The sequence below is a fragment of the Hymenobacter mucosus genome, from assembly GCF_900188255.1.
In the GTDB taxonomy this organism is placed as follows: domain Bacteria; phylum Bacteroidota; class Bacteroidia; order Cytophagales; family Hymenobacteraceae; genus Hymenobacter; species Hymenobacter mucosus.
On sequence record NZ_FZNS01000006.1, the window covers coordinates 253,718 to 276,436 of the forward strand.

Genomic DNA, 22,719 nt, shown 5'->3' on the forward strand with positions numbered 1-22,719 from the left:
AGAGCTGGTGTTCTGCACTGCTCCTATTGCCCTAGCCTTACCATTTTTCTACCCTATGGCCGAGAGTAACGACAAACCGGGGACGGGCCGTCACGCCAAGCGCATCTCCAGCATTCTTGTCACCCAGCCGAAGCCCACCAATGACGTATCTCCTTATTTCGCCATTGCCGAGAAATACGGCATCAAGGTTGACTTTCGGGAGTTCATTGATGTGCAGCCGGTTTCCTACAAGGATTTTCGTAAAGAGAAAGTAAATATTCTCGAGCACACTGCCGTCATCTTTACTAGCCGCAATGCAGTAGACCATTTCTTCCGCATTTGCCAAGAAGCGAAGATTGAGATGCCTGCAGAAATGAAGTATTTCTGTATCTCTGAGCAGACGGCTAACTACCTGCAGAAATACATTGTGCTACGTAAGCGTAAGCTATTCGTGGGTCAGCGGACAGCAGTAGATCTGTTCGAGGTGATAAAAAAGCACAAAAGCGAAAAGTTCTTGTATCCGTGCTCTGACATTCGGAAGGATGATATTCCCGAGTACATGCGAGCAAACGGCTTTAAGTTTACGGAAGCTGTTATTTACCGTACCGTTGCTAGTGACCTGTCAGACCTCTCCGATGTGAAGTATGATTGCATCGCTTTCTTCAGCCCCTCAGGTATTAGCTCGCTTTTCATCAATTTTCCTGATTTTGAGCAAAACAATACTCGTATTGCTGCTTTCGGACCGACTACAGCAAAGGCTGTTCGGGATGCAGGGCTAGAGTTAGATATTGAAGCGCCCCACCCAAACGCTCCCTCTATGACAGGAGCTATTGAAGCTTATATCCGACACCATCACGGGACGGATGCTGGCAAAGAAAAAACCAAGAACGGTAAGCAAAGCGCCTGATTCTAAACGCGGTGAAGTCGGTAAAAGGGCTTCACCGCGCGTTTTTACGCTGAGGTTTGTTGCAGCCCGTTTTTTAGCTACATTTGAAAAGACCATGTTTCTCAAATGTGCGCCTGTAACTGACCCAAAGTCAGCCGCTTCTATGAATAAAATATTACTTTCTACTCTGCTGTTGTCGGCGGTAGCAGGATCTGCTATGGCCCAACAGCAGCCCCAGTTTAGTCATTATGGCTTCAATGGGATGTATCTAAACCCTGCTTATGCCGGCATCAAGGGCCAAGGGGAAATTACAGCTATAGGTCGTTCTCAGTACTATGGCTATGATGGCACATTCGATAGTGGCGGCTCTCCTCAAACCCTGTCCTTAACAGCTTCTCTACCTGTTGCCGCTATTGGAGGAGGCCTCGGCATCGGTGTATATCGCGACAAGATTGCTCAATTGGGCACCACGAATGCCCAGCTTTCTTACTCAAAGCATTTCAAGGTGGGGGAGGGGCGCCTAGGTATCGGCGTCCAGGGTGTGCTGAATAATATTCACCAGGGTACTTATCGTGCTAATGATGAGGACGACGTTAAAGTACCACGAGAAGGGTCTGATCAAAAGTTTGACGTAGGGGCTGGAGCGTGGTATGAATCAGATCAATTATATGTTGGTCTAAGTGTGAATAATCTCCTGCGCTCTTCGTATAAGTTCAATAGCCAGGTAGCCGGAGGAAGGACAGCAGAGTATATCAATGAAAATCACGCCTATCTGACGGCTGGTTACAATATCGAAGCTTCTTCTTCCGTTGTCATAACACCTACCGTGCTGGTGAAAATGGTGATGCCTGGAAAGTTTGGGGACAGCAATAAGTTTACGTTCAAAAACAACTCCTACGAGCTTGGCGCACGTGCTACATTCAACGACCGTTTTTGGGGTGGCATTGGTTATCGCTACGACGAGTCGTTCACTGGCATGGCTGGCCTGAGTTTTGCTAAGGATAACGCAATGCGCGTGGGATTGGCTTATGACTTAGTTGCATTTAACCAAGATGCACGCGCGCTCAGCTCGTTCGAGTTGATGCTCTCCTATCGCCTACCCAAACCGGGTATGGCCGTACGCCCGGCAATTCGCACTCCACGTTACAGCTTCTAGTAATTAGAGGCTTTAAGTGAGCTAATCCGGCATTCTGATACTGTGTTGAATGCGAATTACAGATTGCACGTACTAACTCGTTGCTTTCCATCGTTTAACTAACCCTACAGCTGGTTCGTAGACAATCGGAAAGCATTGAGCGATAGGCTTGCGTACGAACGTTCGAATAGCTAGATTTGCAGACTCATAGAATTGTAATCTAAGGGTATCGCCGCCTGAACAGTCTTTTTCTTCCTCACATGAACAAGTTTCTCTATTTGCCTCTCGTTGCGTTTTCTACGCTCTTGCTGGGAGGCTGTGGTTTCGGCAAAGGACCGCAAGGCGACCTGGTCGGGGCAGAAGATCGTCCTGAGTTTAATCCTCAGGAGGTCCCCTTCGGCATGGTGCCTTGCCCTGGCGGCACTTTCCACATGGGCCAGACTGACCAAGATATCTCAGCCTCCATGGTCAACATGAACAAGCAGGTTACCATCGCCGGCTTCTACATGGACGAAACAGAAATCACCAACAATGAATACCGTCAATTCATGAATGCCATTCGGCAGGATTCTATTGATGTGTTAGGTGAAGAATACGTAATGACAGAGCTCTACCCTGATACTACCGTTTGGGTACGCGACTTCACTTACCACATGGGGGATCCTCTCATGGAGTACTATTATACCCACCCGGCTTTCGATGATTATCCGGTAGTAGGAGTGGATTGGTTTGCGGCTAAGTATTTCTGCAACTGGCGCACCAAGAACAAGAATGCTGCTAACGAAGAAGCTGGTTTAGCGCCAACACCAAACTTCCGTCTGCCTTCCGAAGCTGAATGGGAGTATGCCGCTCGTGGTGGCCGTGACTTAGCTACGTACCCCTGGGGTGGCCCCTACCTGCGTAATTCGAAGGGCTGCATGCTGGCCAACTTTAAGCCCGGCCGTGGTGATTACGCTTCGGATGGCTATGCTTACACTTCTCCAGTAGGTGCCTTCTTCCCGAACGATTTCGGTCTGTATGACATGTCAGGCAACGTATCGGAATGGTGCGACGATGCTTACATGGAAGCTTCCGTGCCAGTAGTATGGGATATGAACCCGACTAACCCCGACGACAACGAGCCCCGCAAAGTAGTGCGTGGTGGTTCTTGGAAGGACATTGCGTACTTCCTGGAAACCGGCACCCGCAACTTTGAATATCAGGACTCAGCCCGCTCCTACATTGGTTTCCGCACTGCCATGATTCAAATTGGCATGGGCACCAATAGCAGCCTGAACTAAGCCTACGCCTACTGCACTGATTATTTCTAATTCCCCAATCTGCGTTTCTTTTTCGCTTTTCATTAATCAAAACCTCTTCTTTTCAACAATCAAATCACATGGCAGCAAAAGGCGGTAATTTTTTCTTCGACAAAGTGATGCCAATGATTTATGGCATCGGTGCTGCAGTCGTAATTGTCGGAGCACTATTTAAAATTCAGCACTGGAAGGGGGCTGACATTATGTTGATCGTTGGTTTGGGGACTGAGGCTCTAATCTTCTTGTTCAGCGCATTTCAGCCCACGGAGAAATCCCCTGATTGGTCGCTGGTATATCCGGAATTAAGCGAAGGCTATGACCCCTCGACTGGCAGCTCCAGCTTCCGTAACAATGCTATTGACAATGGCGGCACGGGCTTGACCCGTAAGCTGGACGATATGCTGAAGGATGCTAACGTAACCCCAGAAGCAATTAGCTCCTTGGGCCAGGGCTTGAACCGTTTGAGCGCTACTACTCAGCAGCTATCTACGCTTGGTGATGCTACAAGCGCTACTGATGAGTACACCACGAAGGTTCGTTCGGCCGCTCAGTCGCTTGAGCGCATCAACGAAGCCTACGCTAACACCGCTCAGGCTATGACGGCTATGGCTGATGCCACGTCTGACGCAAAAGAATATCACCTGCAGGTGCAAAACGTGACCAAAAACTTGGGCGCTCTGAATGCAGTGTATGAGATGGAACTTCAGGATGCCAACACGCACTTGAAGTCTATGAATAAGTTCTATGGCACGCTGTCGCAGGCAATGGAAAACCTAACAGAAGCCGGTAAGGAGACTGAGCAGTTCAAGCAGGAAGTAACTAGCCTGACCACGAACTTGAGCTCGCTCAACCGTGTGTATGGTAACATGCTGAACGCTATGCGTGCTACTAGCTAATCTGCTAGTTATCCTAACGATTCAGAATCAGTTCCACCCCAGTATAGATAGGTAGACACGATGGCGGGAGGTAAAGAGACTCCGCGGCAGAAGATGATCGGGATGATGTACTTGGTACTCACCGCTCTTCTGGCCCTTCAAGTAAACTCAGCAATTCTGCTAAAATTTAAATTCCTGGACGACAGCTTGCTCGGTATCAACGATAAGACGTCGGTATCGAACGATAACACAGTTAAAAGCATACAGTCCAAAGTAGAGCAAGCTCACAACCAGAAAGGCGACTTAGCCGTCCTGGAGCAGAGCAATGCAATCCGGACGCGCACTAAGCAGATGATTGATTATCTGCGCGGAGTACGTGACCGACTCGTAACTGCTACTGAGAACACCAAAGGCAAGAACGAGTACAAGAACATGAGCGCCGAAGACAAAGTGGCTATTACCATGATCGGTGGTAAAAAGGACGGCGCTGCTTACGAAATGAAGGACAAGCTCAATGAGTATTCTTCGTTCATTAAGCAATACGTACCGAATGCTGCTCCGTTGGCTTTAGATGCTAAAGAAGATCCAATGGTGACAGAGCCGGAGCAGAAGAGCAAGAACTTTGCTGAAATCAACTTCGAGAATACTCCCTTGGTAGCTGCGTTGGCAGTGCTTTCGCAAAAAGAGGCTGAGGTACTGAAGTACGAATCTGATGCTCTGGGTGTATTGGCCTCTAAAGTTGGTGCTAAGAATATCATCTTCGATAAGATTGGTGCTTTCGCCAGTGCTGAATCAAATACGGTAGCTGCTGGTACTAAGTACAAAGCGGAGTTGTTTTTGACTGCTTCAGCTTCGGGTTTGAACCCTTCGATGACTTTGAATGGCTCACCTCTGTCAGTAGGCCCGGATGGCAAAGGCAAGGTAGAATTCACTGCTCGTCCAGGTTCATTTGACCAAGCTGGTAATGCTAAGGCTCAATGGACTGGCACGATCCGCTTCAAGCAAGGTGGCCGCGATACGACTTTTAAAGTAACGGTGCCTTATACAGTCACTAAGCCAGTGATGCAGATTCAATCTGCCTCGGTGCAAGCTTTGTACTTCCGTTGCGGTAACAAGTTGAGCGTACAAGTACCTGCGTTGGGTGCACAGTATGAGCCTAGCTTCTCGGCCTCCGGTGCCTCTACTATCAAAGGTTCGGCTAAGGGCGAGGTAACGCTAGTGCCAAACTCGAAAGAGGTGACCCTAAGCGTAAGCAGTGGTGGTAACCCCATCGGTTCGCAAACTTTCCAAGTTCGTCCGATTCCTAAGCCAGAGATTAAATGCATCGTAGGTGGTCGTGAGGCTAATGAAAAGCAAGGGACTCCAGTTACAGCTGTGCGCAACATGCAGTTGCGTGCTGTAGCAGACGCTGGTTTTTCGACCTTCCTGCCCGATGATGCTCGTTTCCGCGTTGCTCGCTACGAGGTTATTTTGGTGCGTGGCAAACGCCCAGCAATGGCTCCTATTACTGTAAACGGTCCAACTGTTGATCTGAGCAGCATCGTAAACTCAGCCCGTGAAGGTGACCGTCTGTACATTGAAGTGAAGCAGGTACAGCGTCAAAACTTCCAGGGTAACGTTGAAGAGGTGAACGTGTCGAAGACGTTCAATATTCCGCTGATATAATACGTTACTCTTCTGAACTAACCGCCGCGCTTTTTTGATTACTTCGGTATGAACAAATTCCTCTCCTTCGCCGCTCTGACGGCCGGCCTGATGCTGTCGGTGGCAGCCTCGGCTCAGGAACAAGCTACCACCGCGAGCAGCAACGGCTCGTACCGCCCGATTCCTAATTCGGACATCATGTTCCGGAAGACGATTTGGCGCGCGATTGATCTACGCGAGAAGCAGAACAAGCCAATGTTCGCGGAGCAGAGAGAAATCAGCCGTGTAATTATCGAAGCGGTGAAGCGTGGAGAGTTGCAAGCATACAAAAACGATTCGTTGACTTCGACCTTCTCTTCGAAGGAAGTGATGTCGAATATGTCGTATGCTGAAGCCAGCGCAGGCCTTAGTGACGAAGAACGTGCGGCCGGTTTCTCGGAGGACACGGGCGATGATTGGGGTACACCAGCTCCTCGTAATCGTAACGGTCGTTCGGCTGCTGCCCCGCGTCAGCCTGCTGCTCCTGTAGCTAACGAGTATCGCTATAAGGACCTCTACCAGATGGAGATGAAGGAGGATATGATCTTTGACAAAAAACGGTCACGGATGTATCATGATATCAAAGCCATTACGCTATTGGTTCCTTCTACACTGTCTGCTAACACCTCCGGTATCGAGAAGGTAATTGGCACGTTTAAGTACAGTGACCTAGTGAAGGTGTTCCGCAACAATCCGGACAAGGCCATTTGGTTTAATCCGCAGAATGATGCCCAACACAAGAACTTGGCAGATGCTTTCGAATTGTGGTTGTTCAACTCGTACATCGTGAAGGTTTCCAACCCGAATGATTCGCGTCTCGATGAAATCTATGGTGGTCAGCAGCAGGGTATTCTTGCTTCGCAGCAGGCAGCCGCTGATCTTATCGAGTATGAATACAACCTGTGGAGCTTCTAAGCGGTAGTACCGTTTAATTACTTTGCAAAAAAGGCCTTGTCATAACGACAAGGCCTTTTTTGTCTTATATCTTGCCATCTCGTACATCAACGGGCCACAATAATATTGTGGTGTTAGTATGCTTGAAAAGAGAGTTTGTAGACCTTTGGCAAGGTGCCAAGTAGGTATCGTTTCATAGCTCAGGTGGTAGCTTACCATCTGGCTGGCATAGTAGGCTGATTACAACTTCACGAACCTTTGTTTATTCCATGGACGCACAAGACAAGAAACAGCTAGATTCGGCCGACAAAGTAGCTCCTGCAACACTGCAGTTAGGCAAGTACCAAAGTGCCATCAACGCCAAACTTCAGGAATTTGATGCAAGAGACTTTACGAAAGGCTTTTGGCAGAAAGAAGCTTCGCTGTGGGTGCAAGATGAGGCCGCGCAGCAAAGCGTACGTAGCTTTATGGGGTGGTTGCGAGTAGCTGAAACGATGGTGGCCGCTGTGCCTGAAATCGAACAGTTCGCGCAGGAAGTGAATGCGGCAGGGTTCAAGCACGTAGTCGTAATGGGCATGGGTGGTAGCACCATGGCTCCTATCGTATTTGAAAAGTCATTCCCGCAGGGTGAAGGTGGGCTTCCCATGTCCATTCTTGACACAACCAATCCTGGTACCGTACGTGAGATTGAGAAATCGGTGCCTCTGACAGAGACGCTCTTCATTGTGGCCAGCAAATCAGGGACTACGGCTGAGCCACTAGCTTTCGGTGATTATTTCTACCACCGCTTACAAGAGTTAAAGGGTGACAAAGCTGGGGAGAACTTCGTGGCAATAACTGACCCAGGTTCTAAGTTTGTTACCGCAGCTACCGAGCAAGGCTACCGCCGTATTTTCCTCAACTTCGCTGAAGTAGGTGGTCGTTTTTCGGCGCTATCGTACTTTGGGTTAGTGCCTGCTGCCTTATACGGAATCAACATTCGGGAACTGCTGGATCGTGCTGTTGAAATGATGCGTGCGTGCGGTGCCTACGGACCGGTTAATCATAATCCTGGTTTAGAGTTGGGTGTTGCACTGGGCGTATTAGCTCAGGAAGGCCGAGACAAGCTAACCTTGGTAGTACCGCAGTCGTTAAGTGACCTGGGCTTATGGCTAGAGCAGCTTATTGCGGAAAGTACAGGTAAAGAAGGAAAAGGCATTTTGCCAGTAGCCGGTGAGCCGCTAGGTGCACCAGCAGTATATGGCCAAGACCGAGTGTTCGTGTATGTTGGCTACCAAGGCAAGCCTGACGAGGCCAACCAGCAAAAGCTAGCAGCATTAGAGCAAGCTGGGCACCCAGTAATTACCATTCTGATGGCTGACCCGCTGGATCTTGGTCAAGAGTTCTTCCGGTGGGAAGTAGCAACGGCCGTAGCTAGTGCTGTAATGCAGATTAACCCCTTCGACCAGCCGAACGTGCAAGCCGCCAAGACGGCTACCGATAGCCTGATGAAGGTGGTAGAAAAAGAAGGCAAGCTACCTCAGACGGAAGAGCCCAAAGTAACGGAAGATGGTGTATCGTATTACACCGCCGTTCAAGCTAATACGGCTGCTGACTTAGTGCGTGCATTCTTCGCGCAGGCCAAACCTGGTGACTTCCTCAATATCCAAGCGTACTTAACGGAATCGCCTGAGTTGAATGAAGATTTACAGCGGCTGCGTCAGCAGGTTGTAGATCAACTACACATTGCTACAACCTCTGGGTACGGGCCGCGCTTCTTGCATTCCACTGGTCAGTACCACAAAGGCGGTCCTAACACGGGCTTGTTCGTACAGTTCACCGTAGACCATCCGCAGGACATTCAGTTGCCCGGTCGTTCTTACTCGTTTGGTACTTTCCAAAATGCGCAGGCTGCTGGCGACTTGCAGGCACTGCATGACTACAGCCGCCGTACGTTGCGTATTCATCTCGGCGACAATGCCGAGCAAGGCATGCGTACCGTGCTTGCTAGCTTGCAAGGAGCCCCTCTAGTTGGTGCCCAGGCATAATGCCGAAACCGCCACTGCCTGCTAGAGTTAGCTGACAGTGGCGGTTAGTGCGCTACAAGAAGCTGGCCCGGATTGTCCGGACTACTGCACTGCGGGCGAGTCCTGCTCGGCAAAGTAGTCTAGGAGAATCCGGGCTTTTGCTTTGCCTACCTCTGCTATCAGTTCGGCTTCGGTCAGCTCCTTGATTTTCTTGACCGACTTAAACTTAGTTAAAAGCTTATCGGCCGTAATAGGACCGAGGCCTTTGACATCGGTTAGTTCCGTTTTAAGAGTAGCAGCATCGCGGCGGCTGCGGTGGAAGGTAATGCCGAAGCGGTGGGCTTCGTCCCGCATGCGCTGAATAAGGCGGAGGGTTTCGCTCTTCTTGTCGATGTAGAGCGGTAAGGGGTCATTGGGAACGTAAATTTCCTCTAAGCGCTTGGCGATACCAATGATGGGGATTTGCCCCCAGAGCCCAAGGTCCTTTAGTGCCTTAACTCCCATGCCGAGCTGGCCTTTACCTCCGTCTACAATAATCAGCTGGGGCAAGCTGGCACCTTCATCCAACAAACGGCGGTAGCGCCGCATCACAATTTCGTACATAGAGTCGAAGTCGTTGGGGCCTACTACGGTTTTGATGTGAAAGTGCCGGTAGTCCTTCTTACTCGCCTTCGCATTCCGGAAGCATACCATGGCAGCCACTGGATTATCACCTTGAAAGTTGGAGTTGTCGAAACACTCGATGTGTTTGGGTAGCTCCGTCAGGTGCAAGTCCTTCTTCATGGTTTCCATGATGCGAACTTCATTCAGGTCTTTGCTCCGGTCGTTCATGCTTTCCTTCTCCTTGCGGAGGTAAAGCACATTCTTGATGCTAAGCTCCATTAGCTTGCGTTTGTCGCCGATCTGCGGTTGGCTGACGGTTACGCCCGGTAGAGGCAAGGCAGGTATTGCCACGTTGGTCAGAACTTCTTTTGACTGGCTCTCAAATTCCTCACGCATCTGCATAATCAAGGGCGCTAATATTTCATCGTCTGGCTCATCCAGCTTCTTCTGCACCTCCACCGATTGCGTCATGATAATGCTACCATTCATCACCTTGAGGTAGTTGATGAAAGCCGATTTCTCGTTTGAGGCGATGCTGAACACGTCAATGTTCGTGAGGTTCGCATTGACAATAGTGCTCTTGGCCTGAAACTCATCCAGCTTGTCTAGCTTCTGCTTAAGTTGATGCGCTAGCTCGTACTGTTGCTCTTGAGCTGCCTGCATCATCTTCTCGCGGAAGTATTGCTTGGGCAAACGTAGGTCGCCGTTTAGGATCTGCCGGATCTGCTGGATGTACTGGTTATACGTTTCCTCATCTTGCAGGGCCTCACAGGGCCCCTTGCAGTTGCCGAGGTGATACTCTAAACACACTTTAAACTTTCCTGCCTCCACGTTTTGAGGCGAAAGGTTGTAGGTACACGTCCGCAAAGGGTACAACGCCCGGATCAGCTCCAGTATCAGGTTCATACCCGTCACGTTGGCGTAAGGGCCGTAGTAGCGACCATCACCCGGCTTTTTGTTCCGGGTTGGAATGAGGCGTGGAAACCGCTCGTTGGTCAGCAGCAAATAAGGGTACGTCTTGCCATCCTTCAGCAAGATATTGTACTTAGGCTGAAGCTGCTTGATTAGGTTGTTTTCCAGCAAAAAGGCATCAGACTCCGAGTCAACAATAGTAAACTCAATTCGTCGGATGTTCTTGACCAGCTGTTGCGTTTTCTTGTTGTGATCCTGTTTCGTGAAGTAGCTACTTACACGTTTGCGCAAATCGATGGCTTTGCCCACGTAAATGATAGTGTCCTCGGCATCGAAGTACTTGTAAATGCCTGGCCGGTGGGGAAGCTGACGAATTTGGTCTTGTAAATGAGCTTGAGCAGCCATAGAGCGGAAGGTTAAACGGCGCGGGAAGGAGGATACCCGCAGGAGTACGCATAGAAATTACACCAGGGTTCGGTGGTAAGTGTACATGCGGCCTTCTATAACAAAAAACGTGGCCAGTAAGTCCCGGCCACGTTCTGCAATTTATTACGTGAGTAGAGTGTCCGCTGCGCGCAGCAACTACTATCAATTTGAGGGATTATATATCCTGATCTTCCAAGTCATCGAGGTCCACTTGGTTTAGCTTCTGCTCGTAGGGAATGGTGTCGCGCTGGCCACTATTGCCACCGTAGTAGCGGGAGCAGTCAATCTCGATGCTGAGCGGCTTCTCCGGCTTCTCAAATGGCCCGCGGTCAATATCAATGCTTTTGTCACCGTACACCTTCCGCATAAACAACCCGTAGATTGGCAGCGCTAAGCGGGAGCCTTGCCCATAGGACCCCGTGCGAAAGTGTACGCTCCGGTCTTCGCCGCCTACCCACATGCCACACACAAGATTGGGCGTAAGGCCCATAAACCAGCCATCGGAGTAATTAGAGGTAGTACCCGTTTTCGCCCCCATTTCATAAGGGAAGTTGAAGCCGTTCTTGAGGATGATGCTGGTGCCACCTTGCTCTTCCGTAGCACCGCGGAGCATGTAGGTCATCAGGTAGGCAGTTTCTTCGCTCAATGCTTCCCGGGTTTGGGGAACAAACTCGCGGAGCACATTGCCGTTCTTGTCTTCAATGCGCGTTACCATCATGGGCGCCGTCCACACGCCCTTGTGCACAAAGGTGCTGTAGGCCCCCGCCAACTCGTAAATGCTCACGTCGGAGGAGCCGAAGCCCACGGCGGGCACTGCCTCAATAGGGGAGGTGATACCAAGACGCTTGGCGTAGCTTACAATAGTAGCGGGCTCCAGCTTCTGCACTAACCACGCTGTAATGGAGTTCATAGAGCGAGCCAAAGCTTGGCGTAAGGTAAACGAGCGGCCAGAATAGCTCCCTTCAAAGTTTTTAGGCGTGTAAGCCGGGCGGCCCCGCTCCGCCGGGAAGGTGGTAGGTACGTCGGGGCGGCGGTAGCAGGGAGAATAGCCTTGGTCAATGGCTGCTACGTACACAAAGGGCTTAAACGTAGAGCCAGGCTGGCGCTTTCCTTGCTTCACGTGGTCGTACTTGATGTACTTGAAGTTGATGCCACCTACCCACGCTTTCACTTGGCCATTCAAGGGATTCATAGCCATGAACCCCGAGTGCAGGATGCGCTTGTAATAGGCCAAAGAATCCATGGGCGACATTAGCACTTCCTTCTCGCCACCCTGCCACGTGAATACCTTCATGCGGTACTTCTTGTTGAGGTAGTACTTGATGGAGTCCTTATTACCCTCAAACCGGTTGTTGAGTGACTTGTATCGCTCCGTGCGCTGAATGCTAGTATTGAGAAAGTTTGGAATGACGCGGCCATTCTCATCACGCCACGGCTGCTGGCCTTTCCACTGCTGATCAAACCACTTCTGCTGCAGCTTCATGTGCTCCGCAATAGCAGACTCCGCATACTTCTGCATGCGCGAGTCGATGGTGGTATAAATCTTAAGGCCGTCGGCGTACAGGTCGTGGTCGGTTTCCTTGGCCCAGGTTCTGAGCATTTTGCTTACCTCCACCCGGAAGTAGGGCGCAATACCTTCGTTCTGATTTTCTACGCTGTAATTCAGTGCAATGGGCTTGAGCGTGTCGGCGCGCAAGGCAGTAGCATCCAAGTAGCCATACTTGTTCATTTGGCGCAGTACCCAGTTGCGCCGTGCCTTTGAGCGGCCTGGGTTAAACTTGGGGCTAAAGCGCGAAGGAGCGTTTAGGACGCCAACTAGAGTGGCCGCTTCTTCCACAGTTAGCTGACGAGGCTTTTTATTAAAGAAGGTTTTGGCTGCTGTATTGATACCAAAAGCGTTGGAGCCGTAATCGTTGGTGTTCAAATACATTCGCAGGATTTCGCGCTTGGTGTAGCTGCGTTCCAAACGCACCGCCAAAATCCACTCCTTGGTTTTCGTAACCAGCATGCGCACGCCAGGCACATCATTGAGTACACCGTCGTTCAAGTCGCCGCGAGTCCGGAACAACACCTTGGCTAGCTGCTGGGTGAGGGTGGAGCCGCCCCCACCGCTTCCGCCGGTAGCCAAGCCTGCAACTACCCGGCCCGTTGCTTTGGGGTCGATGCCGGAGTGCTCCTCAAAACGGGCATCCTCGGTTGCAATCAGGGCATCTACTAAGTGTTGGGGGAGGTCTTCGTACTCAGCAGGCGTGCGGTTCTCACGGAAATACTTACCCATGAGCACACCATCAGCTGAGTAAATCTCCGAAGCTAGTTCACTCCTGGGGTTCTCAAGCGTCTTTAAGTTGGGCATGCGCCCAAACAGGTTCATGAAGTTGACGCTGACGGCTAGTACATATAGGATCAGACCAACAATGCCGAGCCCAAAAAGCGCCCACAATGTGCGCGTGAGCCCAGTAAAACGGCCTGCAGAGTTAGACTTACGTAGAGTAGATTTGTTTTTAGCGGCAGGATAAGCCATTCGTTTGAAGGAAATTTGACCTAGTATTCAGTCTCAGCTTGCAACCTTACCAAGGAGGCTTTCAAGCTAAGACTTAAATACTAGCGGTAGGTTTGCTGGTAGAAGCGTTGGTACCCCTCTAGGTCTTTGGTTTGCAATAGGAGTGGCAAGTTATCAATACCAATTACTAGAGTTTGGTAACCCGCACCTCGTAGCTTACTCACGGGCGACTGAGGGCCCCGCAGTTTCAGCGCGTAACTCTGAGCAACTTTAGCCCCCGCCAGGCTGCTGATGATTAGCGCATCCTGCGTATCGTTGAGCGGTTGCTGCTGCACCTGCAGGTTATTGGCCTTGAAGAATCTGCTGTTATATATCCCAAGCTGATCTGGTAAGGTTTGAAGCGAGGCTGCTCCTTTGGGGAACACAAGCACTACCACATGCTGAGCGCTCAGATCCGCTTTATATGCTGTCGATGGCCTTGAGGGTGCGGTGGGCACCGATGCAGCAGGTGTACTGGTAGCAGGAACGGTAGTAGGAGCAGGTGGCTGAGGAGCAGGTGTACCGGCTACTGGAGCAGGCGCAGGAACTGCTGCAACAGGGGCTGGTGTAGCCTCAGCTGGGACTTTTGTTTTGGGAGCTACTGCTGGCTTCTTGCCACGAGCCCGCGCTTGGGCCGCAGCCATGCGAGCCGCCTTAGCTGGGTCTACCGCCGGGGTAGCAGGTGTACTAGCGCGGGTTGCGGCCGAATCAGTAGCAACCGTTGGTGTAGTAATAGGAGCTGTAGCTGGAGCAACAGGTGCCGCTGAAGTAGGCGAAGCTGAAGTTGCTGGAGTATTTGCGGGTTTGGTTGTGGGCGTGAGCGCAGGAGTGGAAGCTGGCGCAGTTGGCGTTTCTTTGTAGTAGATGCGCATTCGGTTCTCTACTTCACCCGGCCGGAACATTGATACAACAGGCTTGTCGGTAGATGCGAGGGTACCAGAAATCTGGCCTGCTTCGTACTGCTTGTAGGTGTTTATCATTGATACCGCTTGGTTGGCAAGCGGACTTTGTGGGTAGTCTTTGTAGAACTTCTCTACTGCGGCCTTGGCCGTAGCGGGCGGCTGAGTCCGAATCGTAAGAAGGGTGCTGAGGAACGCGACCCGGTCGTTCAGGTCGTTTTCGGGATACTGCTTTTTAGCCTGCGACAGTACGGACGATGCCTTTGTAAAGTCTTGCTTTTTATAAAGTGTAAAAGCCGAGTCTACCAAGATGGCTACTTGCGCAGTTGCTACTGAAGTACGCCGCAGGTATTCTGGGTCGGCCACCAATCGGGCGTAGGACGACGAAGGGAAACGCTGCCGCAACTGCTGGGCATAGCCTTCCGCTTTGCCAGCCTCGTTGCGGTCCTTATAGAGCAAGTACAGAATGTATAGCGTTTCGGGCGTGTGCTGTCCGTCGGGGAAGCGGGCCAGCAGTTTTTCGTATGTTTCAGCAGCTGGTAGGGGCTCCCGTAGCTCTTGATTGTAGATGCCTCCTAAGTTGAACAGAGCCTCCTGAATCAGCTCCTGCGAAAGTTTCAGCGAGGGGCTGGTCAAAGGTAAATTCTGTCGGTACTGAGCTACCAAAGCATTGAGTTGCACTGCTGGGTCCTGGGGCGTTTGCTCCTGGGCACCTGCGCCGGTAGGGTTCACGCTTGTACTTGTATTGCCAGCAATGCTCACTGGCACGTTGCCGCCTTGCTGCGTGACAGGAGAGTTACTGATTTGGGTAACTATACGCCAGTTGTCTTGCAAGGGCCGGTCACCCCATTTGCGGATGAACTCGGTACGTGCCGAGCCCAGTGCGGTTGGATTGTCAAAGTACCACTTATCGCCCGTACTAGCCGCCAAGAAATCATCAGAGTTAATGCCGGTTTGTAAGTCGCGGGCATTATTGACACCTAGTTGTGTTTGGCGCCCACGCTGCTCTAAGCTTGCCTGTTGCGCAGCTAGCGCCTCATTTTTACGTCGCTGCTCATCAAGTTCCGCCTGGGCATAGGCCGTCAATCGAGTGCGAAGAGTTGCAGTATCCAAGCGAGTGAGTGCCTGTAGACTATCCTGCGTTTCGATGACGGTCAACTGCCGAGCAAAATCCTTAAGAATAGCTGCTCGCTCAGAAATAGCCGCGTACTCTGGCAACTCCTGCGGTAGGTTTTGCACCGTGCTGTCATAATAGGCAGCAGCTAGGCGGTACTTCTGTAGGTTCTCGTAATAAATACGGCCGCTCAGCAAGTACGTATATGATTTCTGTGCTCGGTTAGTGGTCGTAGTCCGTGCCGACCGTTGCAACAGGGCTAGGGCTTCCGGGTAGCGTTGCTGACGGTACTCCAGCCGCGCCATCTCATAGTATATCTTGTCGCGGTATTCTTTATTCTTGGTGTCCTTCAGCAGTTTGGCGAAGTACTTATCCAAGCGGGTCCGGTCTGTTTGGTTCAGGTCGGATACCTGGCCTAGCATCAGCTTCGCAAAGAAATCCAGCTCATAAGGTGGGTTCTTCTTAAGAATATGGTTTAGCTCGGCGTAGGCTTTCTTGTCCTGGCCCTGTGCTTGATATAGTTGTGCCAAAATGTAGCGGGTGCGCGACTGTTCATTTTTTGGCGTAACCAGCGGTACCGCTTTTTCCAGTTGCTCAATGGCTTTGGCTTGCTCACCCACCCGCAGGAAGTATTCTGCCCGCGTCAGAAACAGTTCTCGTGCGTTTAGCGGAGTACCCTGTTCCTTGTCAAGCAAGTCGGAAACAGCCCCGGCGCTTTCCAGCTCTTTTGTAGCTAAGAATGTGCGCATCAGCCAAATCAGTGCCTCATGCCGGGCGTTGGGGTCTTTGCTCGTTGTGTTGACGTACTTAAAAGTCTTGGCAGCATCTTCGTATTCGGCCTTGTAGTAGCGCGCTTTGCCAACCAAGATGTAGGAATCATCAGTCCAGTCGGACCCCGGACGGTGCTGAATAGGCAAAGATGCTTTTTTGATGATGTCCTCCATATCAGCTGAAATCCGCTTGACAGTGGCATCATCTACCGTTGGAAACAAGGGTAGCACCCGATTATAGTCGTTTACACGGGCTGCGTAGAGCGTAACTTCTGTAGCACGCATCTTCTCGCGGGCCAGGAAATACGCATTATCACGGGCTACTACGTTATCGTAGGTGTGTCCTACCAAGGAGCCACGCTCCGCAGAGCAGCCCACTACTCCGGCTACGAGCAGCAGTGCAGCTGCGGGAGCAGATAGCAGACGAGATAAGGAGAGGATTGACTTCAAAACGGCAGGGCCTAAGGCTAGATAGTGGGTAGAAAACGCGGTTGCTCTCCCAATTCGTTCGGGTACCACTCTGTTTCAACGTAGCACTTCCGGTAAAATTACGGCTTTAATCTTCGCGAAGCGAGAAGGGTGATTTAGGAGTCCGCCCCGATACTTTCTGCCGTATGCCCTAACTTCCCCGAAGCGGCTGCGTAGTTTTGCGTCCCGTCTCTGTTCGTTTCCTATGGCTACTGATACGCCTCCTCACCCTACGCCAGACCCCGACAACACTGACCGGCTGCGTAGCTTCGCTCGCTACTCTGGTATCGGTATCCAAATGCTAGCCACCATTGGGCTAAGCACGTGGGCTGGTTATTGGCTAGATGGGCATTACCAGACCAAGACGCCGTGGTTCACGCTGGGGCTAATGCTGTTGGGGTTGTTTGCCGCTTTATACAATGTTATTCGTTCGGTCACGAAAGGAAGCTAATAGAAGTGCCTCACCCCATCCCCACCGATTCTATACCATAGGCTGCCTGTGAAGAAATTTCTCCGTTCCTATTTACTCTTCTGCTTGCTTGTGGGCTTTGTGCTGTACGCATTATATAGTCAGTTCGGACCCCGCATCGTTCACCCCTTCACCCTCTACACGTTCGCCTTCTTCACGGTCTTGACCTTTGTCACCTACCGGGTCACCGCGCGTATTGTGCAGGCCAACGCAGATAATTTCATGGTTGCCTACTTTGGGTCCATGATTATTCGGCTGCTTTTATCACTCGTATTAGTGCTGATATACCTTTTCCGGGGTGGTGGAAAGGAAGGTGATGCCCGGTGGGCGTTTCTGGGAAGCTTCTTCGTGTTGTATTTTCTCTTTGCTGGGTTTGAAGTCTGGAGCGTTCTGAGTAACTTGCGCCCGTTTTCAAAACCGGGGGAAAATGCAAAATGAAGATTTTGTGAAATCCACCCCAAATCCCTCTGAATGAAGCGCTTACTTTTAGCTCTCTTCTGTTTATTATCGTTCTCTGTCTACGCTAACGAGCCGACGGCTACGACTGCAGAAGCCACCGACAAGGAGGAGTTCAGCCCCGGTGAGATGATTCTACACCACATCGGTGATTCTCACGAGTGGCACTGGTTCTCTACCGACAACAGTCACTTCACCACGTACCTGCCGGTTATTGCGTTCCGTCCAGGCCAGGGGCTGTCCGTATTTTCGTCTCGCAACTTGGCCGAAGGCAAGGTGTACGACGGCTTTAAGCTGGAGCACGAGCATCTCGTGTCAGAAGACGGTAGCAAGGTATACGATTTTTCAATCACCAAAAATGTCGCTTCGCTGATGCTGAGTGCCATTCTGTTGGTGGCCGTGTTCACGGCAGTAGCCCGTGGCTATGCCAAGCGTGGAAGCGGTGCCCCTCGCGGTATTCAGTCTTTCTTCGAGCCAATCATCGTCTTTATCCGCGACGAAGTAGCTAAGAAGTCTATTGGCCCTAAGTATGAGCGCTACATGCCATACTTGCTCACCGTTTTCTTCTTCATCTGGTTCAACAACCTGATGGGATTACTGCCTGGTAGCGCTAACCTCACTGGCAACATTTCCGTGACGTTGACGCTGGCATTGCTGACACTGCTTATCACGCTGTTCAGCTCTAATAAGAACTACTGGCATCACATCTTCGCTACGCCAGGTGTGCCGAAGGCCCTGCTTCCAATTATGATTCCGGTTGAAGTTATCGGCATCATTGTGAAGCCCTTCTCTCTGATGGTTCGTTTGTTTGCCAACATTACGGCTGGCCACATTGTAACGCTGAGCTTCATTTCGCTCATCTTTATCTTCCGCAATTTGGGCGTAGCTCCAGTTTCTCTGGCGTTTGGTTTGTTTATCAACACTCTAGAGCTGATGGTGGCCATCCTTCAGGCCTATATCTTCACCCTGCTGACGGCCATGTATATTGGCGGCGCAGTGGAAGAGCACCACGATGCCGATTTCCAAATGGGCGGTGGCGACGGTGCCGAGCCAGCACACGCGCACGGTCACTAAGTTTTCTCACCCCCTGATTTTTTTGTTTTTCACTCCCCACAAACTTCTTTTTTATGCTTCTTTCTCTGTTGTTGCAGGCCATTACTAATTCTGCTGGTCTGGCCGTATTCGGTGCTGCTATTGGTGCTGGTCTGGTTGCTCTAGGTGCCGGTCTGGGCATTGGTCGTATCGGTGGTCAGGCTATGGAGGCCATTGGTCGTCAGCCGGAGGCTTCGGGCAAAATCCAAACCGCTATGCTGATTGTGGCCGCTCTGATCGAAGGTCTGGCCCTGTTCGCAGTAGTAGTCTGCCTGCTGATTTCCTTCAATCTCTAGGGATAGAGGTAGTACATAAGCAGCCCGCTGCGCGCGTCGCCTCAGCGCACGGCGTAGCGGGCTGTCTTGGCTTTTCTGGTTCCAAGCTGTCGGGTATACACAGGCGGAACTTCCGCTTACTGCCCAGCCGTTACGGGGGCCTATTCCTCACTACCTACTTGTTTCTACAATGGGAATTGTAACGCCCGAATTTGGTCTGATATTCTGGCAATTGGTGATTTTCGGCATTGTGTTGCTCTTGCTGCGCACGTTTGCCTGGAAACCAATTCTCAGCTCGCTGAAAGAGCGGGAAAGCTCCATTGAAGGTGCGCTGCGCATGGCCGATCAGGCCAAGCTAGAAATGCAGCAGCTGAAAGCAGGTAACGAAAAGTTGCTGGCTGAAGCTCGCATGGAGCGCGACCGGATTCTTAAAGAAGCTTCTGATGTTTCTAACCAGCTCATTGAGCAGGCCAAGAACAAAGCTATCGAAGAAGGCAACCGCCTGACGCTGCAAGCTCGTGAAGCTATTCAGAACGAGAAAAATGCCGCTCTGGCCGAGGTGAAAAACACCGCCGCCAAGCTCTCCATCGATATTGCTGAGCGCATCTTGCGTCGTCAATTAACTGATGAGCCTGCTCAACAGCAACTCGTGGACTCGTACCTGAAGGAAGTAAAATTGAATTAGTAGTGAGTATCGGTACTGAGCAGTAGGCTGCGGCCGAACCGAGCACACTGTCTCCTTACTTACTACCAACTACTCAATACTAAAATCAATGTCTGAACTACGAGTTGCTGCCCGCTACGCCAAGTCCTTACTGGATTTGGCAGAGGAGCGTGGGACGCTGGAGCAAGTGAAGGAGGATATGGACCTATTCAACAAAACGTTGGATGAGAACCGTGACCTACGCTTGTTGCTGCGTAATCCCATCGTGAAGCACGACAAGAAGCTGGCTATTTTGCGCGCCGTGTTTGGGGGCAAGGTAACGGACCTCACCGAGAAGTTCTTTACTATCATTACCCAAAAGAACCGCGAAAGCGCGCTTGAATTCATCGGTTCAGAATTTCTGGACCAGTATAACCGCCTACGCGGCGTGCAATCAGCCGAAGTAACTACGGCGGTGCCGCTTAATGCCGTAACTCGCCTGCAGGTGGTGCAACTGGTGCGCCAGCAAACCGGCCAGCAGCAAGTTACGCTGTCCGAGAAAGTAGATCCTTCGCTGATTGGTGGCTTCGTGCTGCGCGTCGGCGACCGACTTATCGACGACTCGGTTAGCTTCCGGTTGCGCAAGCTGCGCACCGAATTCTCGAAGAACCCCTACCAATCTCAACTATAAGCATCATGGCAGAAGTACGTCCGGATGAAGTATCCGCCATTCTGCGGGAGCAGTTGTCCAACTTCAAAACCGAAGCCGAACTCGAAGAGGTTGGTACGGTACTGCAAGTGGGCGACGGTGTAGCCCGTATTTACGGTCTGAGCCAAGCTCAGTCGGGGGAATTGCTCGAATTTGAAAATGGGCTGCAAGCCCTTGTTCTTAACCTGGAAGAAGATAACGTTGGAGCAGTACTGCTCGGCGACGCTAGCGACATTCGGGAGGGGGCTACGGTACGTCGTACCAATAAAATTGCTTCTATTAAAGTAGGAGAGGGCATTGTGGGTCGCGTAGTAAACACGCTAGGCTTGCCCATCGATGGCCGTGGTCCAATCACTGGCGACACCTACGATATGCCTCTGGAGCGTAAAGCTCCTGGTGTTATCTACCGTCAGCCAGTAAACGAGCCCATGCAAACGGGTATCAAGGCTATCGACGCCATGATTCCAATCGGCCGTGGACAGCGTGAACTCATCATTGGCGACCGTCAGACGGGTAAGTCTACGGTAGCTATTGACACCATCCTGAACCAGCGTGAATTTTACGACCGCGGTGAGCCAGTATTTTGCATCTATGTTGCGGTAGGTCAGAAGGCTTCTACTGTAGCGCAGGTAGTAAACTCCTTGCAGCGTGGTGGTGCCATGGATTATACCGTAGTGGTGTCGGCTTCGGCCTCTGATCCGGCTCCTCTGCAGTTCTACGCTCCTTTCACTGGTGCTGCCATCGGCGAGTTCTTCCGTGACACCGGCCGCCCAGCGCTGGTAGTATACGACGACTTATCGAAGCAAGCAGTGGCTTACCGTGAGGTGTCGCTGTTGCTGCGTCGTCCTCCCGGACGTGAGGCTTATCCTGGTGACGTGTTCTACTTGCACAGCCGCTTGCTAGAGCGTGCCGCCAAGATCAATGCTTCCGACGCCATTGCGCGTGACATGAACGACCTACCCGAAAGCATCAAGCACCTGGTGAAAGGTGGTGGGTCGCTGACGGCTCTGCCGCTCATCGAGACGCAAGCAGGTGACGTATCGGCGTACATTCCGACGAACGTAATTTCCATTACGGACGGTCAGATCTTCCTGGAGACCAACTTGTTCAACTCCGGTATTCGTCCGGCTATCAACGTAGGTATCTCGGTATCGCGTGTGGGTGGTAACGCCCAGATCAAGTCGATGAAGAAGGTAGCAGGTACGCTAAAGCTCGACCAAGCTCAGTTCCGCGAACTAGAAGCCTTTGCCAAGTTCGGTTCTGACCTGGACGCCTCAACCAAGCTCACAATTGAGCGTGGCCGTCGCAACCTCGAAATCCTGAAGCAGCCTCAGTTTTCGCCCCAAAAGGTAGAAGATCAGGTAGCTGTAATCTACGCTGCTACCAACGGTTTGCTCGACCAAGTGCCTGTAAACCGGGTGCGTGAGTTCGAGAAAGAGTTCGTGCAGGTGATGAACACCCGCCACCCTGAGGAGCTGAAAGCTCTGAAAGCTGGTAAGCTGGATGATACCATTACCGGTGCTATCCGCCAGGTCGCTAAAGATCTATCGGCAGCATACGCCAATAAGTAATCAGTAGCCTATTACGAGCGGACGGGGCACTGCTTTGTTAATTGCAAAGTGGTACACTGTCCGCTCGTGATGGGTACCTGACAACCCCTACCATATGGCTAGCTTAAAAGAAGTCCGCAGCCGCATTACGTCGGTACAGAGCACGCAGCAGATCACCAAAGCCATGAAAATGGTGGCGGCAGCAAAGCTGCGGCGCGCTCAGGATAACATCCTGCGTCTGCGTCCCTACGCCCAGCGGCTCAACAGCATTCTGGGCAACCTGACGGCCCTGGCCGGTAATGACATGGTGAGCGAATACGGTGTACAGCGTGATGTAAACCGCGTACTCATTATTGCAATTACCTCGGACCGCGGCTTGGCGGGTGCTTTCAACAGCAACATCTTCAAGGGCGTTAACGCGGCAATTCAGGAGCGGTACGCTGCCCAGGCTGCTGCTGGCAACGTAACGGTGTTAGCCATCGGCCGTAAGGCACACGAGTACTTCGGCAAGCGGGTGCCTTTATTGGGCAACTACTCACACGTATTTGGTAAGTTGTCTTTCGATACCGTACGCGAGGCGGCAGAAGCGGCTATGGACGGCTTCCGCGCTGGTCAGTACGATGAGGTAGTGATGGTGTACAACGAGTTCCGTAACGTGGCAACCCAGATTGTGCGCACGGAGCAGTTGTTGCCACTAGTACCAGCTGAACTGCCTGCTGGTGCCTCGGCAACCAGCAATGTGGACTACATCTTTGAGCCCTCGAAGGAGCAAATCGTGCAGACGCTGATTCCGCAGTCGTTGAAGGTGCAGCTGTACAAGGCTGTATTGGAAAGCAATGCTTCGGAACACGGCGCCCGTATGACGGCTATGGACAAAGCCACTGAAAACGCTGGTGAGCTGCTGAAAGCCCTCAAACTAACGTATAACCGGACGCGCCAGGCGGCCATTACTACCGAGATTCTCGAAATCGTGGGTGGTGCGGAAGCCTTGGCTTCGAGCCGGTAAGAACACCCCTACATAAGAAAAGGCCCCGCTCT

18 protein-coding genes are annotated in these 22,719 nt (G+C 51.6%); 15 read left to right on the forward strand and 3 right to left on the reverse strand.

Annotated elements, in window-relative coordinates; genetic code table 11:
• The first annotated feature begins 55 nt into the window (after positions 1-55).
• From CHB83_RS15720 to CHB83_RS15750, 7 genes are all read left to right on the forward strand, one after another.
• Positions 56-886 (forward strand): uroporphyrinogen-III synthase, encoded by an 831-nt coding sequence (locus CHB83_RS15720; protein WP_045688367.1) that lies wholly within the window; start codon positions 56-58, stop codon positions 884-886.
• Positions 843-2,021, forward strand: coding sequence for a PorP/SprF family type IX secretion system membrane protein (locus CHB83_RS15725; protein ID WP_236704878.1), 1,179 nt, complete (start codon positions 843-845; stop codon positions 2,019-2,021). The genes CHB83_RS15720 and CHB83_RS15725 overlap by 44 nt, the downstream gene beginning before the upstream one ends.
• Before the next feature lie 239 nt (positions 2,022-2,260).
• Complete coding sequence (porK, locus tag CHB83_RS15730; RefSeq protein WP_089333293.1) at positions 2,261-3,280, forward strand: T9SS ring complex lipoprotein PorK/GldK; 1,020 nt, start codon at positions 2,261-2,263, stop codon at positions 3,278-3,280.
• Positions 3,281-3,378: 98 nt separating this feature from the next.
• Positions 3,379-4,194 carry a type IX secretion system motor protein PorL/GldL gene (gene porL / locus CHB83_RS15735; protein WP_045688353.1) on the forward strand — a complete coding sequence of 272 codons (816 nt, stop codon included), beginning with the start codon at positions 3,379-3,381 and terminating at the stop codon, positions 4,192-4,194.
• A 60-nt stretch (positions 4,195-4,254) separates the two neighbouring features.
• Complete coding sequence (porM, locus tag CHB83_RS15740; RefSeq protein WP_045688352.1) at positions 4,255-5,838, forward strand: type IX secretion system motor protein PorM/GldM; 1,584 nt, start codon at positions 4,255-4,257, stop codon at positions 5,836-5,838.
• Positions 5,839-5,886: 48 nt separating this feature from the next.
• Positions 5,887-6,771, forward strand: coding sequence for a type IX secretion system ring subunit PorN/GldN (gene porN / locus CHB83_RS15745; protein ID WP_045688351.1), 885 nt, complete (start codon positions 5,887-5,889; stop codon positions 6,769-6,771).
• A 248-nt stretch (positions 6,772-7,019) separates the two neighbouring features.
• Positions 7,020-8,777: a hypothetical protein gene (locus CHB83_RS15750; RefSeq protein WP_089333294.1), complete on the forward strand. Its 1,758-nt coding sequence runs from the start codon at positions 7,020-7,022 to the stop codon at positions 8,775-8,777.
• 81 nt (positions 8,778-8,858) lie between these two features.
• Here the strand turns inward: CHB83_RS15750 and uvrC are convergent, their stop codons facing one another.
• From uvrC to porW, 3 genes are all read right to left on the reverse strand, one after another.
• A complete protein-coding gene (gene uvrC, locus CHB83_RS15755) occupies positions 8,859-10,676 on the reverse strand; it encodes an excinuclease ABC subunit UvrC (RefSeq protein WP_089333295.1) in 1,818 nt (605 codons plus the stop codon).
• Positions 10,677-10,872: 196 nt separating this feature from the next.
• Complete coding sequence (locus CHB83_RS15760; RefSeq protein WP_082455390.1) at positions 10,873-13,218, reverse strand: transglycosylase domain-containing protein; 2,346 nt, start codon at positions 13,216-13,218, stop codon at positions 10,873-10,875.
• Positions 13,219-13,298: 80 nt separating this feature from the next.
• On the reverse strand, positions 13,299-16,469 hold the full coding sequence (gene porW, locus CHB83_RS15765) for a type IX secretion system periplasmic lipoprotein PorW/SprE (protein ID WP_089333296.1): 3,171 nt from the start codon (positions 16,467-16,469) through the stop codon (positions 13,299-13,301).
• Between the two features lie 223 nt (positions 16,470-16,692).
• On the opposite strand from porW, the gene CHB83_RS15770 reads away from it, so the two are divergent.
• From CHB83_RS15770 to atpG, 8 genes are all read left to right on the forward strand, one after another.
• Entirely contained in the window at positions 16,693-16,938 is a 246-nt protein-coding gene (locus tag CHB83_RS15770) for an AtpZ/AtpI family protein (protein WP_089333297.1), read from the forward strand.
• Positions 16,939-16,986: 48 nt separating this feature from the next.
• Positions 16,987-17,394, forward strand: coding sequence for a hypothetical protein (locus CHB83_RS15775; RefSeq protein ID WP_143437153.1), 408 nt, complete (start codon positions 16,987-16,989; stop codon positions 17,392-17,394).
• Between the two features lie 33 nt (positions 17,395-17,427).
• Positions 17,428-18,486, forward strand: coding sequence for a F0F1 ATP synthase subunit A (gene atpB / locus CHB83_RS15780; protein ID WP_045688346.1), 1,059 nt, complete (start codon positions 17,428-17,430; stop codon positions 18,484-18,486).
• A 53-nt stretch (positions 18,487-18,539) separates the two neighbouring features.
• Positions 18,540-18,800, forward strand: coding sequence for an ATP synthase F0 subunit C (atpE, locus tag CHB83_RS15785; RefSeq protein WP_019946527.1), 261 nt, complete (start codon positions 18,540-18,542; stop codon positions 18,798-18,800).
• A 169-nt stretch (positions 18,801-18,969) separates the two neighbouring features.
• Positions 18,970-19,464, forward strand: coding sequence for a F0F1 ATP synthase subunit B (locus CHB83_RS15790; RefSeq protein WP_045688345.1), 495 nt, complete (start codon positions 18,970-18,972; stop codon positions 19,462-19,464).
• A gap of 88 nt (positions 19,465-19,552) precedes the next feature.
• Entirely contained in the window at positions 19,553-20,113 is a 561-nt protein-coding gene (atpH, locus tag CHB83_RS15795) for an ATP synthase F1 subunit delta (RefSeq protein WP_045688344.1), read from the forward strand.
• A gap of 5 nt (positions 20,114-20,118) precedes the next feature.
• Positions 20,119-21,702 (forward strand): F0F1 ATP synthase subunit alpha, encoded by a 1,584-nt coding sequence (atpA, locus tag CHB83_RS15800; protein ID WP_089333299.1) that lies wholly within the window; start codon positions 20,119-20,121, stop codon positions 21,700-21,702.
• Positions 21,703-21,796: 94 nt separating this feature from the next.
• Complete coding sequence (atpG, locus tag CHB83_RS15805; protein ID WP_045688343.1) at positions 21,797-22,687, forward strand: ATP synthase F1 subunit gamma; 891 nt, start codon at positions 21,797-21,799, stop codon at positions 22,685-22,687.
• Positions 22,688-22,719 lie beyond the last annotated feature (32 nt).